Origin of the sequence: Chitinibacter sp. FCG-7, assembly GCF_040047665.1 — a bacterium.
Lineage (GTDB): Bacteria > Pseudomonadota > Gammaproteobacteria > Burkholderiales > Chitinibacteraceae > Chitinibacter > Chitinibacter mangrovi.
In genome coordinates this window covers 2,010,619-2,027,111 of the sequence record NZ_CP157355.1, presented here as the reverse complement: position 1 = coordinate 2,027,111, position 16,493 = coordinate 2,010,619, and the positions used below count along the sequence as shown (strand labels likewise).

Genomic DNA, 16,493 nt, shown 5'->3' with positions numbered 1-16,493 from the left:
AATGAAGTTAACGAAAGCAGTCCGCTGGAATGCCTTCGCGGCGGAAATAATCGCTCAGATTGCGCCCGCTCACCTGCGCAAAGGGCTGGTCGGTCAGCACCAGCGAGAGCATGCGATCAAGCCTGAACTGCCGGTAATCATTGCGCAAATCGCACCAGCCCACCATCGTCCAGCCGCTTCCCCAGTAAAACAGGCCCAGCGGCTGAACCCGGCGCTCGCTGTCTGCACCGTCAGCGCGGGTGTAGGCAAAATGCGCCAGCAGACGCCGCGCGATGGCTTCACGCAGCAAACCCAGCGCAGGCAAGCTTGCCATTTCGTCGCTGGCCGGAACAAAAATTGCCGTTTCAGGCAGGCGCTGGCCTGCATCCTGCAGCGCCACCTCGATCCGCGCCAAAGCCTGTCTGGCCGCCAGCACCAGCGATGGATCTGCACACTGGGCGACCAGTCGGCAACCCAGACGCAGCGCATCGAGCTCGGCGGCACCAAAGCTCAGCGGCGGCAGCTCATTACGCTGCCGCAGTCGATAACCGACGCCCGCCTCGCCTTCGATATCCAGCCCCGTGCACAGCAGATCGGCAATATCGCGGTAAATGGTTCGTTCGGACACGCTGAGCGTTTGCGCCAGCCAGCGCGCGGTGGTGAGCGAGCGGCTGCGCAAAAAAAGCGTGATCTGATATAAACGGTCGGCGCGGCGCATAAATACGGCTTTGAAGTAGAGGGAATGGTCTGCTGATGATGGGCTGATGGCCAAGCGCAATCCGCAGACCTAAGCATCAACAGACCGATACATCAATAGAACCTAAGGATTATGCCGCATCCATCATGGCTCGGAGTGCAAACCGATGCGGTTGCCTTCGCTGTCGATGAAAATGGCAATCGAGCCGATTTCAGGTGAAATCTCGGTTTTGGGCAGCTCAATCTGCGCGCCCATTGTTTGCAGGCGCTCAAGCAACACATCAAGCTGACCATTGGCGTTCAGATAAGGCAAAACGCCGCCTGCTGCTGGGCTTACTCCGTCGGTTTTTGTCAGCTCGCCACCCACCGCACCAGGCTGATGCGGCAGCAGCACCCGCTCGCCACCACACTGGGTGCGCTGCAGCGTGCTGGCCAGCAGTTGCTCGTAAAATGAGATGGCGCGCGCCAGATCAACTACAGGAATTTCAAACCAGTTCAGTGCATGCATGGTATTTCTCCTTGAGAAAATCACTGCCGATTGCAGTACCCACAGCATGCCAGCCCCCTACTGACACCGTCGTGTCAGTAGGGTGAAGCCAAGGTGCTATCATCTTAACGCTTAAACACCAAACTGCCTGAACCATTTGAGCATGCTCTCCCACGCGTCGCGCGCTGCCGCCTCATGATAGCTAGGCCGGTAGTCGGCGTTAAAGCCGTGCGTGGCCGATTCATAGACCGACATGCCAAAAGGCTGGCGCTGCTGCTTGAGTGCGGCTTTCATCTGCTCAACACTATCGAGCGAAATACCTTTATCCTGCCCGGCATACAAGCCGAGTACGGGTGCTTTGAGTTCCCGCGCGACATCAATCGGCTGTTTGGGCGTATTGGCGCTGGCCTGCCCGATCAATCGGCCATACCAGGCTACCCCGGCTTTCAATTTCGGATTGTGCGCGGCATACAGCCAGGTAATGCGTCCGCCCCAGCAAAAGCCGGTCACCGCCAGACGATTGGCATCCCCACCATGACTGGCCGCCCACTGTGCCACCTGATCAAGATCGCTCATCACTTGTGCATCCGGCACCTGGCTAACCAGATTTTTCACCAGCTCATTGGTATCGGTATAAGTCCGTGGATCGCCTTGCCGGTAATACAGCTCGGGCGCAATCGCCAGATAACCCTGCTTGGCCAGACGGCGGCATAAATCCTGAATATGTTCGTGAACGCCGAAAATCTCCTGAATCACAATCACGGTCGGCAAAGCAGCGGATGTGCCCGCTGGCTGCGCCCGATAGCCCGGCATATCGCCAATGCGGATTTCGCCCGCCAGCAAGCCTTCACTATCGGTTTGAATCGTACTTGCAGCCACCGGCTGCACCGCCAGCGCAAAACCGCTGGCCAGACTGATCTTGAGAAAATCACGACGGGTATCGATCTTCATGGCAATCCTTTAGCTTTACTCGGGTTGGGGGCTGATGCTGATACGTGCAAAGTGCGGCGGAGACGCAATTGACTCTATCGTCTTGATTTCATCAAGGCGGATCTGCCGCTGCACACCTGCACAATTGACTTCAAAATACTCAATATGTTCACGCACAAGCACATTGCAAGCCTGCGCCTCAAATACCGCGCCATTGTGCAGCACGATGCGCAAAGGCTCGCGATGCATGGCGGCAATTTCCAGATAATCATAAATATCGCAGGCAATCGGGACATAGTTTGAGTTCATACTGAGACCACTCACAATGTGGCTTTCCAGTTTGGCTCCAGACACGCCAAAAAGCAAAAACGCCCACAAGGGGCGTTTCAGGCTGCTGACAAAGTGGGTTCTGACATTTTTCAAGTCTCGGCAAAGCCGAGCCTAGGAAACAAGACTTTGAATTCGCAGCCTTTATGTTTTATTCCCACCCCTCCCGTCCCCTCCTTGAGGGGAGCCTCGCTTCGCGAGTGGGGCTTGTCATCAATCAGAAACGCCCACAAGGGGCGTTTTGATTTAAAAAGCGAGTCGATTAGTAGCGGTAGTGTGCAGGCTTGTAAGGACCTTCTTTCGGTACGCCGATGTAGGCGGCTTGCTCATCGGTCAACACCGTCAGCTTCGCGCCGATTTTCTTCAGGTGCAGACGCGCAACCATTTCGTCCAGATGCTTAGGCAACACGTACACGCCAACCGGGTATTGATCCAGCTTGGTGAACAACTCGATTTGCGCCAACACTTGATTCGCAAACGAGTTTGACATCACGAATGATGGATGACCTGTACCGCAGCCCAGATTCACCAAGCGACCTTCGGCCAGCAGGATAATGCGTTTGCCGTCCGGGAAGACGATATGATCGACTTGTGGCTTGATATTGTCCCACTCGTATTGACGCAGGCTGGCAACTTGGATTTCAGAATCGAAGTGACCGATATTGCACACGATCGCGTTGTTACGCATGCGAACGAGGTGTTCGTGCGCGATCACGCTAACGTTACCGGTCGTCGTTACGAAGATATCCACTTGGTCAGCCACGTCGTCGATCGTCACCACGCGGTAGCCTTCCATTGCTGCTTGCAACGCGCAAATCGGGTCGATCTCGGTCACCATCACGGTCGCGCCCAGGCCACGCAATGATTGCGCACAACCTTTACCCACGTCGCCGTAACCCAATACCAGCGCCACTTTACCCGCTACCATTACGTCGGTCGCGCGTTTGATCGAATCAACCAGAGACTCGCGGCAGCCGTACAGATTGTCGAATTTGGACTTGGTCACCGAGTCGTTGACGTTAATTGCCGGGAAAGCCAGTTTGCCTTGCTCGTGCATTTGATACAAACGATGTACACCAGTCGTAGTTTCTTCAGTCACGCCTTTGATCGCAGCCAAACGTGTTGAGTACCATGTTGGATCTTTGGCGATTTGCGCCTTGATCGCCGCGTACAACACGGTTTCTTCTTCGTTGGTCGGATTGGCAACGAGGCTCAGATCGGTTTCAGCGCGCGCACCCAGATGCAGCAGCAAGGTTGCATCGCCGCCATCATCCAGAATCATGTTCGCGTGTTCACCATTGGGCCATTCGAAGATCTGGTGCGTGAATTGCCAGTATTCTTCCAGCGATTCGCCTTTGAATGCGAATACTGGCGTGCCTTGGCCGTTGTGGCCATTCAGGGCAATCGCCGCTGCGGCGTGATCTTGCGTCGAGAAAATATTGCACGACGCCCAGCGCACTTCAGCACCGAGTGCTTGCAGTGCTTCGATCAACACGCCAGTCTGGATGGTCATGTGCAATGAACCGGCAATGCGCGCGCCTTTGAGTGGCTGCTGCGCTTTGTATTCGTCGCGCACGGTCATCAGACCCGGCATTTCGGTTTCGGCAATGTTCAGCTCTTTGCGGCCCCAGGCGGCAAGGCTGATATCGGCTACGTGAAAGTCTTTGAAACTGTTTTGAACGTTTTGAGAAGCGGCCACGATTAATACTCCATGTGGCCGGGTCGATGCTCACCTTGAGTCGGCAGCATGTTGATTAGCTGTAGCGACGGTCATCGAACCCGGCAGGGTTTAACGATAGGTGAGCGCAGTTGGGTTTGGATAGTACCGAGCCTGAACGCCTAGCCTTGATCAGGCCGGCGGCTGCAGCGCCCCTCGGTGTGGGCGAATTCTAGCGTAAAAATCGGCGTCTGGCAGCCCGGTCGTGGTGAATTGCCTGTCATCAGACCGGCGGCAAGGCCGAGCCAGCACTGGCGGCCACGGCGATCTCTTCGGTCGCTTCGGCTTCCGGTGGCACAGGGCGCATCACAATCAGCAAACCACGCTCATTCGCCTCGACCATCAGGGTATCTGCCGCTGAGTCTTGTTGGATAAAGCCTGTAGCCATATACATCGGCAACGCTTGTACAGACGCCAGCGACCAGCACACCTCGCGCCCGACCCAGCGCGTTGATTGCTGCAATAAGAGCTGCAAAACCTCATCATCGCGCGCAATCACACTATCGAGCCGGATGAAGCCACGCGCCATCACCACGCGCAGCGCGCCACACAACTCGGCATTCTGTTCCGCGAGCAACACCATATCAGCCAGCGTCGGTGCAGCTTGGCCTGCGTCGGCAAACCAACTGGCCAGTTTGCGGTATTCGGGGGGCGAAGCCAGTCTTGTTGAAATCAGCATAGGAACCTCTTACTTTTCACAAATTACTCGCCAAGTCGATCCTGTTTTTGGTTCTGAATAGTCTTTGCATTTTTTACCATTCACGATGATATTGCTGTACTTAATCTCTGCACCATCAATTGCTTCGAAGAATGAAATTTGGCTATCGCCATTAAAGTCGATGTCACGACCTAATGGTGAGACTTCAATTGCGCGGGTATAAATTCGTTGCGCAATCACACCCGCAAAGACCAAAAAGATCAGCACCAAACCGAGTAAAAATTTGATTGTCGTTTTCACTAAAACCACCAATTCAAGCAACTGAACTACACGGGGCATCAGCAATGACACACACGTGTTGCTTGCAATAAAAAAGGTGGACCTAAGTCCACCTTTTTATCACTTCAAACCGGCCGCTGCTTTGAGCTGTTCGACCTTATCAGTGCGTTCCCATGTGAAATCGGGCTCTTCGCGACCGAAGTGGCCGTATGCTGCGGTGCGGCTGTAGACCGGACGCTGCAAATCGAGCATCTGGATAATGCCTTTCGGGCGCAGATCAAAGTTCGCTTTGATCAATTCAACGATTTTGTCGTTGGAAATCACGCCGGTATCCCAGGTATCGACCATGATCGACACCGGTTGCGCTACGCCAATGGCGTAAGACACTTGTACCAGACACTGTTTGGCGATGCCCGCTGCAACGATGTTTTTCGCGACATAACGCATTGCATACGCTGCCGAGCGATCCACTTTCGACGGGTCTTTACCCGAGAACGCGCCGCCGCCGTGTGGCGCGGCACCACCGTAGGTATCAACGATGATTTTACGGCCAGTCAGACCGCAATCGCCCATTGGACCGCCGATCACGAAACGACCCGTTGGATTCACCAGGAATTTGGTATTCGGCGTAATCCATTCGGCTGGCAGCACGGGCTTGATCACATGCTCGATCACCGCTTCCGACAATTGCGCGTGTGACACATCCGGGTGGTGCTGAGTCGACAGGACAATCGTGTCAACTTCTTTGACCTTACCGGTTTCGCCGTCGTAACGCAGCGTCACTTGCGATTTTGCATCGGGGCGCAGCCATGGCAGGCGGCCGTCTTTGCGCAATTCGGCTTGGCGTTGTACCAAGCGGTGCGCGTAGTAAATTGACGCTGGCATCAATTGTGGCGTTTCATCGCACGCATAGCCAAACATCAAACCCTGATCGCCAGCGCCCATGTCCAGATCAAGGCCCTGACCTTCGTTTACGCCTTGCGCGATATCCGGAGATTGTTTGTCATAAGCCACCAGCACCGCGCAGGTTTTGTAATCAAAACCGATGTCGGAATGGTCGTAACCAATGCGCTTGATGGTATCGCGAGCAATTTGGATGTAGTCGATATTGGCGTTGGTGGTGATTTCACCCGCCAGCACCACCAAACCGGTGTTGACCAGCGTTTCAGCCGCCACGCGAGCGGTTTTATCCTGCGTTAAAATCGCGTCCAGAATCGCATCGGAAATCTGGTCTGCAACTTTGTCCGGATGGCCTTCGGATACCGACTCGGATGTAAATAAAAAATCTTTCATTGCTGTTATTACCCTCGGTTACATGACCCCTGTGGGCCAATCGCAGCTACAATCGGAATTTGAAAAACATTCACAACACCAAGATGCTGCTGACGCTATCAAAATTATTGGCCCGATTGCCACTGCCCTTGCTGCAAGCGCTAGGCTGGATCGTCGGCTGGCTGGTCTGGTGGGGCTCCCCCCGTCACCGCCGCGTGCTACGAACCAATCTAAAACAAAGTGCGATCGCAAAAAATAAGGCCGATTATAACCGATTAATCAAGTCAAGTATTCCTGCGCACGGCATTGCCGCATTAGAATTTTTGCCACACTGGATGAGGCCGATTAATGAGCTGCTGCCACTGGTTAAAGAAAAACGCGGCTGGGAATATGTCGAAGCGGCGCTAGCGACAGGGCGGCCGATCATCTTTATGTCACCCCATCTGGGTGCACTGGAATTAACCGGGGTATATGTGTTTGGCTCAACTGGGAAGGGCTTTTCAGGGCTATACCGCCCTCCAAAACAGAATTATCTCGAACCATTGATGATCTACTCCCGCTCGCGCGGCGGTGCAGAGCCCGCCCCGGCCAACGCCGCTGGCGTCAGAATTTTATTGAAGACCTTAAAACAGGGCGGCATTGCTTACCTGCTCCCGGATCAGGTACCGGGTAATGGGGATGGCACATGGGCACCCTTTTTTGGCAAGCCAGCCTACACCATGGGTCTGCTCGCCAAAATGGCTCGAGCCAGCAATGCCATCGTGCTGCCCTGTTACACCGAACGGCTCGGTATTGGCCGTGGCTATCGCTTTCATGTCCAGCCTTTTGCCGGCGAATTAACTGGGGATGCCGAACACGATGCAGCCCTGCTCAATGAGAACATCGAAGATTTGATCCGCCAGATACCCGAACAGTATTTCTGGAGCTATAGCCGCTACAAGCACCCTGCTGGCGCGCCGCTACCACCGGAGCAGCAGCCATGAGCACCCGCTTGCTGGCAGGTTTGCTCTGGATCATCCACTGGATACCGTTTCGCGTCATGGGCTGGCTGGCGCAACCCATCGGTTATGCATTGTATTTACTGCTCAAGCGCCGCCGAAAAATCGGCGCGGTCAATCTGGCCTTATGCTTTCCCGATTGGCCGTCCAGCCAGCGTAGCCGCGTGTTACGTCAGCATTTCTGTCAGGCCGCCCAGCTGTTTCTGGCCTATAGCATTTTGTACTGGGGCAGCGAGCAGCGGATTCGTCGCCTAGTGAAGGTGGAGGGAGAGCATCACCTGCAAGCCCATCAGGGGCGACCAGTGATTTTACTCTCGCCCCATTTTCTGGCACTTGATTTTGGCGGCGTGCGCTATGCCATGGAACATGACGGTTCGGCTTATCTGGCGTCACAACGCGGGGCATTTAATGAAATCAGCCTACGTATCCGCCGCCGTTTTCGCCAGCCCTTGCTGGTGCCACGCGCCGAAGGCATTCGCCCCATCATTCGTGCGTTAAAACAAGGCATTGCGTTTTATTATTTGCCAGATCAGGATTTGGGCCCCAAAGAATCGATCTTTGTACCTTTCTTCGGCGTCCAAACTGCGACTATTCCTGCGCTATCGCGCATCGCGCAAATGAGCAAGGCGGCGGTCATCCCAATGATTGCTACATTGCAGGCAAACCACATTCTGCTACGTTTTGAAGCCGCTTGGGAAAACTTCCCTAGCAGCGATATGGCAGCTGACACACTCAGAATGAACCAGTTTATCGAAGAGCGCGTGCTGGCCCATCCAAGCCAGTATTTCTGGCTTCACCGCCGGTTTAAAACGCGGCCCGAGGGTGAAGCCAGCCCTTATTAATCATCGTGATGACGACCGTGGTGGCGTGGATGAGCGTCATCACGGCGGCCTCGATAATCCTTATGCCAATCGTCGCGATCACGCCAGTGGCCGCGATGGCGATAGGTGTCTCGGTACCAGCCATCCTGAACAAAATAAACTGGCCGTGCGCACGCGCGATAGCGGCCGCAATGGCGTGACCAGTGCCGTGCATGGCCCGGGGGCACCCGCAGATAGACCGGCTCGTACACATAGCGCGTACGGTGGATGATTTGCGGCTGCTCGTAAATCACCCGGGGTCTGAAACGCTCGCCAATTTCAATCTGCCCGTAAAAATCAGGATCGCCCACACGGATTGACACCCCTACATCAGCCGCCTGCGCGCTCCAGCTGATGGCTGACAGCGCCAGCGCTGCCAGACTGGCCTGAATAGATAAAGTCCACATTGCCGTTCTCCTGAGTTAGATGGCCCCATTATCAAGGAGCCAAGCTGAATCAGAGATGAACCGCAAAATGTGCGGATGGCCAAGGAGAAAATTGTGGTGGCCGGGATGGCAGTAGCTTATTCGGGCAGGATACCGGCGTCGATAATCTGGCCGTTTTCATCGGTAATGCCGCGCAAGGTCACGCCATAGGCCTGAAAACCCAGTCGCAGATCGTGCGGACGGTAGTCGAGGCAATCGTGCTGGTGGCCATGAAAAGATTGCTTCACACCCAGCTTGTGCGCCAGCTGGTCGAGCGCGTGAAAACCATAGGGATGGCAACTCGGCGCTTCATGCGTCACCAGAATATCGGCCTGCTCCAGACCCAGTGCCTGATAATCGGTGTAGAAAATCGTGCTGCGATGCTTGCGCGGCAAGCCGCCGCGCCAGTAATTGCTTTGCCCGCAATGCGCCAGATAATGCGCCTGACTCGGGTAATTCGGATGCGCGGGCGGCATCCAGATCTGGCCACGGAAAATCCCCCCCAAGCCAGCAACGCGTTTGCCAGCAATTTCCACCACGCGGCCATGCAGATTACGATCGGCTAATTTGGATTCAAACAGGTGGGTATAGTCGTAGAAGGTATCTGTATCGTGGTTTCCGTGGATATACCACACCTCGGTTAGATCCAGAATCTCGGCCAGGACTTCATCCAGTGGCTTGGGCGCCTGAATATCGCCGAGCAAGACAATGGCGTCCGGCCGGTGCTGCTGCACCGCGCGGATCACATGCTCAAACCGGCCATGCGTGTCGCCACAGAAAAAAATCATTGCTCGCCCAAAAAATCGAAATAGGAATCAAGTTACATTGTATTGCAAAACGCCCCTACCAAGAGTGCGTTTTCGCGCCCCAAGCGCTGCTCAAGGCAGCCAGAACGTCTTTTTATACCCAACGAAGCGGATTTTTGTGCCAGCAGTCGGCGCATTGCGCCGCTCAATTTGACGCCAGCTGCCAATCCGCGTAGTCTTCCACGCCCTCCTTAGCCCCTCAAACCGCAGGTTTTCATGACTCAATTATCCGCTTGCGGTATCGACTTTGGCACTTCCAACTCCACCGCAGGTATTGTCAGGCCTACCGGGGCGCAACTGCTGGCGCTGGAAGACGGCAAGCTCACCCTGCCCTCCGCCGTGTTTTTCAATGTTGAAGAAGACACCATGGCCTATGGCCGCGCCGCGCTGGCCGAATATCTGGAAGGCTATGAAGGCCGCCTGATGCGCTCGATGAAAAGCCTGCTCGGCAGCAGTCTGATGGATGCAGGCACTGAAATCGGCGGGCGGCATTTATCGTTTAAAAACCTGATCGGTCATCTAATCGGTGAGGTAAAAACCCGCGCCGAACAATCGGCAGGCACGTCATTCGATGCCGTCGTGCTCGGCCGCCCGGTGCATTTTGTCGACGACGACAAGGCCGCCGACGATCAGGCTGAAGCCACGCTGGCCGAAATCGCGCGCGGTTTGGGTTTTAAAGAAGTCAGCTTCCAGTTCGAACCCATCGCCGCCGCGCATGATTACGAGCAGCGCATCGAAAAAGAAGAATTGGTGCTGATTGTCGATATTGGCGGCGGTACGTCCGATTTCTCCTTGGTGCGCCTCTCGCCCGAACTCCGGGGTATGGCCGACCGTAGCTCGGATTTATTGGCGAGTGGCGGGGTACATATCGGGGGTACTGATTTTGACAAGCGCCTGTCACTCGCTGGCGTGATGCCCGAGCTGGGCATGGGTAGCTTGCTGACGAACAACGCCGAATTTCCCAATAGCGTGTTTTTCCAGCTCGCCACTTGGCACACGATCAACTTTGCCTACACGCGCAAAATGTGGCGCACCTTCCAAGATATTTCGCCCGAAGTGGTCGATAAAGTGCGCTTTGAGCGGCTGCTGAACGTGATTCGCCAGCAAGCAGGTCACCATCTGGCGATGCGGGTTGAGGAAGCTAAAATCGGCTTATCGAATCAGCTTAGCGTCGCGCTCGATCTGGTCGAAGCCGAAAAAGGCCTGCTGTCCAATATCAGCCGCGACACATTTGAAAACGCGATTGCACAAGAAACCCGCCGCGTGTGCGCCTCGGCGCTCGATACCTTAAAGCAGGCCGGCGTCGCGCCTGAAGCCGTGCAAACGTTGTTTTTCACCGGCGGCTCGTCAGCCGTACCGGCGCTGCGCAGCGCGCTATCGGCCGCCTTCCCCGCCGCCCGCGCGGTCGAGGGCGATCATTTTGGCAGTGTGGGCTGTGGCTTGGCGGTCGTGGCACAGCAGCGATATGGTTAGATGTATTGCCCTGTGGGTCAATCTGGAATTGACCTGCAGGGCAATACCTGGCTAATTATTTAATTGAAGCCAGCAAGCGTTTCGCCTGCTTAAGCCAATACAATTCTTCTTCATGCTGGATTTTGAATAGCTTGGCTTTATTAATCAGGCCATTTAATACTTCGCTGGCTTTGGCATTGTGCCCCTGACGGAGTAAATACTCGCCATACCGGAACGCGGCTTCCAGACCCGAATAAATCGCCGTTACGGCCTCAAGCTGCTGCAAAGCCGCTGCGACATCGTCGCCATACGTGGCATTGCGCGCTTGCAACAACTGCACTTCTTCGCGTTGAAATTGCGGATGTTCCAGCTGCAACTGGCTCAATAAACGCTGCGTTGCTGCCACATCGGTGTTGGCAAAATGCGAGCGTGCCAGACCAAAAATCAGATGGGGGTCATTTTTATACGGGCCATTGAGCGTACTGGCATACAGCGCCACCGCATCTTGCGGCATGCCGCGTTCAAGACATTCCTCGGCCAGTTTGCGTTTATTATCAACGCTGCCGCAGATTTCCAGTTCTTGCGCCCGGCGGCGCAAATCAAGGTCGGGATTGATTGATTTAACAATATTCTTGCCGATCTTACCCACTTGGCGTTCAGTACGGCTGCCCGGCAGGATTTCGACCACAAAATACGCCAGCCCGCCAATAAAGGGCGCAGCGAACAGCACCCAAATCCACCAGTTAGGGCGGCCAGTGCGCACGACGTGGATAATTAGAAAAATCTGTACCACCCAGCCCAATAGCAGAATTGGCATATATCCCCTCCTTGAATGACATGATTAGACCATTACATCCAGCGTAAACGAAGGATTTAGCGCGGGGTGTTGGAAGGCTGCATCTGAGTGCGCAAAAAAAACCGCCAGTGCGAACTGGCGGTTTTGATGTATATCACGCAAAACCAATTTGTATATGGCCTAGCGAGCAATACCTCATCATGCATACCGCGTTGATTTCATCCCATCGACCAGCCGGTCGCTATGCTGGGCGAAGTAGAACCACTCATTACCCGGATTGGCAGCCGGATTCGGGAACAGGATGTAGCCATCAGCTGGCGCGGTCACGGCGCTGCCGTCGGCGCGGTGGCCGATCACATCGCCAGCGTGTAATTTATCGAAGCTCGCCCAAGTTTTCACAAAGGCATCACCGGCATCGTGGCGATCAATCACTTGCGTGAGTTTGAGTAACTCAAACTCGGTTTGTACCGCAGGCGCGGGCAAATCGGCCAAATGCAGTTGGGCGATGGTGTTGCGAATGGCTTGGTAGGCCACTTCAGGCGCATCGGCATCCAGATGCTGGCCACATTCCAAAGTCAGCGAAATACCGCCATGGGCGCGCGTGTATTCAGTGGTGCCGACGCCGTAGCTTGGGTCGGTACTGAGCATTTGCGCGCGCTCGCTGGCATTGCTATGGGCGAGGCGATTTTTCACGCCTTCGGCGTAAGTTTCCAGCCAGCCTTCAACGATACGTTTTGGCCCAAGACGCACGGCGAGCGCTTCTTCTTCGGCGGCGCGGGAAAATGGCGACAATTCACCATCATTGTTTTCTGGCCCGAGCATGATAAACGGCTCGCCCGGCGGGTTGGTCGTTGAATGCAGATCAAGCAGCACATCCTGCTGCTCCAGAATCGGGCACAGCATATTGGCGATGCGATCTTCAAAATCATGCGGCAAGGCATTCGGGCGCAGATTGCGGTTCAGGTTGCGATCACCATTGCGCTCGTTTTTGGCATGCGCCAGCGGATTGGTGATGGGGATAAAGGTAATCTGACCACGCTGCAGCACCAATTCACCCGCGTCCAGCTCGCGCATGATGCGCTCAATCGCGATCGGGCCACAAATCTCATTGCCATGCACCGCGCCGAGCACCACCAGCTTGGGGCCAGCGGTCAGGCCGTGATATATATAAGATTTGAGCATGTGCTGATGATGCATGGCGCAGATTCCAAAAAGAAAATCAAAGAGTCGCAATTATCGCGGTATTACGGCGAAATGGCGAGAAGAGGGGCGGAAAATTCTTGCCTCATTGAGAGTTGGTCATCATTCATCACCAACAGTTGACGATACATATTCAATTGCATACTCATCGCGTTCAAACTCATCCGAAGGCTCCCACATATTGCTGGCAATTTCGAAAATATGATCCGGGACAACCATAGAAAACGTGGCTCCTCGATTTAAATTGCGATCGTGAACTCGGGCTCTGCGTACCTCTCTAGGAGCATCGAGTTCGTACATCACTAGAGCGTAACCTTCAGAGATTACCTGACGACAGAAGTCCATTCGCTGCTGCCTCTGGATAAGCCCAAGCTCGAGAATCACATCTGCGCCAGAATTGAGAATGGTTTTGCTATGAGTCCAGATGAGCTCCAAAAGGCGTTCTTTCCGAGCAATATACCAAGGAATGAAATCACCCTCCGGACGGTCTGAACTAAACAGTCTTGCGAACCATTCATCAAGGGCAATATGTACGCCGTTAGTGTCGGTCACTAATGAACCTGAAAAGGTAGACTTGCCTGCACCTACGGGCCCTTCAATAAGTCGAACAATAGGCATCTCAGAAATCTCGATAGTGGCTAAGTTAAATATTCATTTGTAAAAAAACGCCGTCAAAGACGGCGTTTGGGGCTGATAGCTCAGCGCGGTGAAGTCCCGCGCAGGCTTTTCAATAAGCGTAATCGCTTACTTTTTCGACATGGCGTGGCCGCCGAAGGCATTACGCATCAACGACAACATTTTCATTGCGTAGTCGTCATTGCCGCGTGAAGCAAAGCGCGCATACAAGCTCGTTGCCATCACTGGGGCAGGTACGCCCAGCTCAACCGATTCCAGCACCGACCAACGACCTTCACCAGAATCAGGCACGTAGGCGTTCAAATCGGCCAATTCAACGTCATGCGAGAATGATTCTGCCACCAAGTCGAGCAACCATGAGCGCACGACCGAGCTATGGCGCCAGGTTTCGGCGATTTCAGCCACGTCCAGATCGAATTCTTTCTTCGCCTTGAGCATTGCAAAGCCTTCGGCAAACGCTTGCATCATGCCGTATTCAATGCCGTTATGCAGCATTTTGGTGTAGTGGCCAGAGCCAGCAGGGCCGGTGTGCGTCCAGCCGCGAGTCGCATCGGGAGCCAAGATTTTCATAAATGGCGTGGCGATTTCAGCGGCATCTTTATCACCACCAAACATCAAACAATAACCATTCTGCAAGCCCCAAACGCCGCCAGAAACACCAGCATCAACAAATTTGATATTCAGCTCAGCCAATTCAGCCGCATGGCGCTGGCTGTCTTTATACATGGCGTTCGCGCCGTCGATGATCAAGTCGCCAGGCGCGAGCAGGGTTTTCATTTCGGCAAACGCGGCTTCAGAAATATCACCCGATGGCAGCATCAGCCACACCACGCGCGGCGTTGGCAGCGCAGCGATCAATTCAGGCACAGAAGCAAAGGCACGGAAGTTGGCTTCTTCTTTTGCCAAGCCTTCACGCGTCTCAGCGCTGACATCAAAGCCAAACACATTGGCTCCGCCACGCGCGAGACGGCGCGCCATATTGCCGCCCATTTTGCCCAAACCGATCATTGCGATATTCATTGTGTAATCCCTTCTAGGTGTCCAACTGCGGACGGATAGCCCGTAGTGTGCCTGTAGCCAGTAATCATTCGTACCCGTATTTTCTAGCAAGACAGGCCGCACGCCAAGCCAGTTTTGCACTAATTGCCTAATTAATTTACTGAATTCAGCGTTTTTGCCGCAAATAGGCACGAAATCCCTGCAGCTGATCGGCCATGCATCACTTTGGAACTACTCCCTTTCAGCCAAAAGCAGTGACACAAAATTTGACCTGCATTAAAGCCATGCTGGCGCGCAGGCTCTAAGCTGCACTTTCTGCATACAGCTAGAAAATCGGGATATTGCGATGTCCGCTGCCACACTGCCTGAACTGATTTGCCCTGCCGGCAGCCTGCCCGCACTGAAAGCCGCCGTCGATCACGGTGCCGATGCGGTGTATCTGGGGTTTAAAAATGCCACCAATGCGCGCAATTTTGCCGGGCTCAATTTCACCGATACGCAAATCCGCAGCGGCATTGAATACGCCCAGTCGCGTGGCCGAGAGGTACTGGTGGCGATCAATACCTACGCACAGGCAGGCCGCGTCAAAGAATGGCATGCCGCGATTGATGCCGCCGCCGACGCCGGTGCTAATGCGGTCATCCTGGCCGACTTGGGCTTGCTTGACTATGCAATGCGCGTGCATCCGCAGCTCAATCGCCATTTGTCGGTGCAGGGCTCGGCAACCAATTTTGAAGCGGTGAATCTGGCGCAGGATTATTTTGGCATTCGCCGCGCCGTGCTACCACGCGTGCTGATGCTACCGCAGGTGGAATACGTGATTAAAAACACGACGGTTGAGATTGAAGTTTTCGGCTTTGGTAGCTTATGCGTCATGGCCGAAGGGCGCTGTATTTTATCGAGCTATGCAACGGGCGAGTCACCAAATACCCATGGGGTGTGTTCGCCTGCAAGCCATGTGCAATGGCTTCCGCAGGGCAATACTATGGATACACGGCTCAATGGCATATTGATCGATCATTTCGAGGCTGGTGAGCCGACCGGTTATCCAACACTGTGCAAAGGGCGTTTTGAAGTGAACGACGCCACTTATTATGCACTGGAAGAACCGACCAGCCTGAACGCCTTATCGGTGTTGCCAGAGCTATTACGGATTGGCGTGCGTGCGATCAAAGTGGAAGGCCGCCAGCGCAGTCCGGCCTATACCGCTGAAGTCACCAAAACATTGCGCGCCGCGCTTGATGCCGCCGCTGACCCGCGCTACACGGTCAAGCCCGCGTGGCAACAGGCACTGGACAAGGTGTCAGAAGGCCACCAGCAAACACTGGGTGCCTATAGCCGGCCATGGCGCTAAGCGGTAGCCCTTTGACCTTTGCGTGAGCGAGCCTGACGCACGGGCTTGGTAGGAATGGATGGAATAAAGATATGTTTGGCAAACAGTGAGGCCGAAGCGATTGCGCCCAGCACGATCACCAGATAAGTCACCATAAAACCGGAGTAACCCAAGATGGCAGTCAAAGGACGGGCAATCCCCAGGAAAGCGGCAAACACCCACGATGCACCTGATAATGCACCCAGCATTAGCATCAGATAAATACGGCGGTGCGCTAGCTGATTCAGATCGGTTTTCTGCACAAAATGTGGCAGGACAAAGCGATGTAATAAATAACCATTGATGCTCAAAATAATCACCACGGTTAATTTGGCGATGAGTTTAGGCTTGCTAACTAATTCGGCCCAGGAAGGAAAATGTCCAAAATCAATCGCAATAATGCTCAAACCCGTCAGCCAGAGAAAACCCAGCGCAATACAGGCAACGCGGCTTAAATCATGCAATGCGGCACGTTCCTGATCATTAAGTACACCGCGTTTAAGCAGGAATTTGGCATCGGACAATAAAATGGCACCCAAGGCAACGCAGCAAGCTAGTAAATGCGGGAATAACACCAGGACGCGCAATGAACTTTCACTCATTT

At 54.4% G+C, this 16,493-nt stretch carries 19 protein-coding genes and 1 riboswitch; of the genes, 4 read left to right on the top strand and 15 right to left on the bottom strand.

What is annotated here, in order from left to right; all coding sequences use genetic code 11:
* Positions 1 to 7: 7 nt before the first annotated feature.
* From ABHF33_RS09655 to metK, 8 genes are all read right to left on the bottom strand, one after another.
* On the bottom strand, positions 8 to 751 hold the full coding sequence (locus ABHF33_RS09655) for a helix-turn-helix transcriptional regulator (RefSeq protein WP_348943767.1): 744 nt from the start codon (positions 749 to 751) through the stop codon (positions 8 to 10).
* 69 nt (positions 752 to 820) lie between these two features.
* Positions 821 to 1,183, bottom strand: a complete 363-nt coding sequence (locus ABHF33_RS09650; RefSeq protein ID WP_348943766.1) for a VOC family protein — start codon at positions 1,181 to 1,183, stop codon at positions 821 to 823.
* Between the two features lie 111 nt (positions 1,184 to 1,294).
* Complete coding sequence (locus ABHF33_RS09645) at positions 1,295 to 2,113, bottom strand: dienelactone hydrolase family protein (protein ID WP_348943765.1); 819 nt, start codon at positions 2,111 to 2,113, stop codon at positions 1,295 to 1,297.
* Between the two features lie 15 nt (positions 2,114 to 2,128).
* A complete protein-coding gene (locus ABHF33_RS09640; RefSeq protein ID WP_348943764.1) occupies positions 2,129 to 2,401 on the bottom strand; it encodes a Rho-binding antiterminator in 273 nt (90 codons plus the stop codon).
* Positions 2,402 to 2,681: 280 nt separating this feature from the next.
* Positions 2,682 to 4,118 (bottom strand): adenosylhomocysteinase, encoded by a 1,437-nt coding sequence (gene ahcY, locus ABHF33_RS09635; RefSeq protein ID WP_348943763.1) that lies wholly within the window; start codon positions 4,116 to 4,118, stop codon positions 2,682 to 2,684.
* Between the two features lie 95 nt (positions 4,119 to 4,213).
* Positions 4,214 to 4,300: riboswitch (S-adenosyl-L-homocysteine riboswitch) on the bottom strand.
* 59 nt (positions 4,301 to 4,359) lie between these two features.
* Positions 4,360 to 4,815, bottom strand: coding sequence for a hypothetical protein (locus ABHF33_RS09630; RefSeq protein WP_348943762.1), 456 nt, complete (start codon positions 4,813 to 4,815; stop codon positions 4,360 to 4,362).
* 9 nt (positions 4,816 to 4,824) lie between these two features.
* On the bottom strand, positions 4,825 to 5,145 hold the full coding sequence (locus tag ABHF33_RS09625) for a hypothetical protein (RefSeq protein ID WP_348943761.1): 321 nt from the start codon (positions 5,143 to 5,145) through the stop codon (positions 4,825 to 4,827).
* Positions 5,146 to 5,193: 48 nt separating this feature from the next.
* Entirely contained in the window at positions 5,194 to 6,366 is a 1,173-nt protein-coding gene (metK, locus tag ABHF33_RS09620) for a methionine adenosyltransferase (protein WP_348943760.1), read from the bottom strand.
* Positions 6,367 to 6,425: 59 nt separating this feature from the next.
* Here metK and ABHF33_RS09615 point away from each other — a divergent pair, with 59 nt between their 5' ends.
* Together ABHF33_RS09615 and ABHF33_RS09610 are read left to right on the top strand one after the other, a co-directional pair.
* Positions 6,426 to 7,328 carry a lysophospholipid acyltransferase family protein gene (locus tag ABHF33_RS09615; RefSeq protein ID WP_348943759.1) on the top strand — a complete coding sequence of 301 codons (903 nt, stop codon included), beginning with the start codon at positions 6,426 to 6,428 and terminating at the stop codon, positions 7,326 to 7,328.
* Positions 7,325 to 8,185 (top strand): lipid A biosynthesis lauroyl acyltransferase, encoded by an 861-nt coding sequence (locus ABHF33_RS09610; RefSeq protein ID WP_348943758.1) that lies wholly within the window; start codon positions 7,325 to 7,327, stop codon positions 8,183 to 8,185. Before ABHF33_RS09615 ends, ABHF33_RS09610 begins: the two co-directional genes overlap by 4 nt.
* Here the strand turns inward: ABHF33_RS09610 and ABHF33_RS09605 are convergent.
* On the bottom strand, positions 8,182 to 8,610 hold the full coding sequence (locus ABHF33_RS09605; protein ID WP_348943757.1) for a hypothetical protein: 429 nt from the start codon (positions 8,608 to 8,610) through the stop codon (positions 8,182 to 8,184). The genes ABHF33_RS09610 and ABHF33_RS09605 overlap by 4 nt on opposite strands.
* 116 nt (positions 8,611 to 8,726) lie before the next feature.
* Entirely contained in the window at positions 8,727 to 9,416 is a 690-nt protein-coding gene (locus tag ABHF33_RS09600; protein WP_348943756.1) for a metallophosphoesterase family protein, read from the bottom strand.
* Positions 9,417 to 9,650: 234 nt separating this feature from the next.
* On the opposite strand from ABHF33_RS09600, the gene ABHF33_RS09595 reads away from it, so the two are divergent.
* A complete protein-coding gene (locus ABHF33_RS09595; protein WP_348943755.1) occupies positions 9,651 to 10,907 on the top strand; it encodes an Hsp70 family protein in 1,257 nt (418 codons plus the stop codon).
* A 55-nt stretch (positions 10,908 to 10,962) separates the two neighbouring features.
* Here ABHF33_RS09595 and ABHF33_RS09590 read toward each other — a convergent pair whose 3' ends face one another.
* The 4 genes from ABHF33_RS09590 to gnd all read right to left on the bottom strand — a co-directional run bounded on the left by ABHF33_RS09590 (position 10,963) and on the right by gnd (position 14,538).
* On the bottom strand, positions 10,963 to 11,703 hold the full coding sequence (locus tag ABHF33_RS09590) for a hypothetical protein (protein WP_348943754.1): 741 nt from the start codon (positions 11,701 to 11,703) through the stop codon (positions 10,963 to 10,965).
* Positions 11,704 to 11,880: 177 nt separating this feature from the next.
* The gene (locus ABHF33_RS09585; protein WP_348943753.1) at positions 11,881 to 12,879 is read right to left on the bottom strand and encodes a succinylglutamate desuccinylase/aspartoacylase family protein; all 999 of its coding nucleotides are present in this window, start codon (positions 12,877 to 12,879) and stop codon (positions 11,881 to 11,883) included.
* A 105-nt stretch (positions 12,880 to 12,984) separates the two neighbouring features.
* Entirely contained in the window at positions 12,985 to 13,500 is a 516-nt protein-coding gene (locus ABHF33_RS09580) for an AAA family ATPase (RefSeq protein ID WP_348943752.1), read from the bottom strand.
* 126 nt (positions 13,501 to 13,626) lie between these two features.
* Positions 13,627 to 14,538: a phosphogluconate dehydrogenase (NAD(+)-dependent, decarboxylating) gene (gnd, locus tag ABHF33_RS09575; protein ID WP_348943751.1), complete on the bottom strand. Its 912-nt coding sequence runs from the start codon at positions 14,536 to 14,538 to the stop codon at positions 13,627 to 13,629.
* 325 nt (positions 14,539 to 14,863) lie between these two features.
* On the opposite strand from gnd, the gene ubiU reads away from it, so the two are divergent.
* Positions 14,864 to 15,871, top strand: a complete 1,008-nt coding sequence (ubiU, locus tag ABHF33_RS09570; protein ID WP_348943750.1) for a ubiquinone anaerobic biosynthesis protein UbiU — start codon at positions 14,864 to 14,866, stop codon at positions 15,869 to 15,871.
* On the opposite strand, the gene ABHF33_RS09565 is transcribed toward ubiU, so the two are convergent.
* The gene (locus tag ABHF33_RS09565) at positions 15,868 to 16,491 is read right to left on the bottom strand and encodes a hypothetical protein (RefSeq protein WP_348943749.1); all 624 of its coding nucleotides are present in this window, start codon (positions 16,489 to 16,491) and stop codon (positions 15,868 to 15,870) included. The genes ubiU and ABHF33_RS09565 overlap by 4 nt on opposite strands.
* Positions 16,492 to 16,493 lie beyond the last annotated feature (2 nt).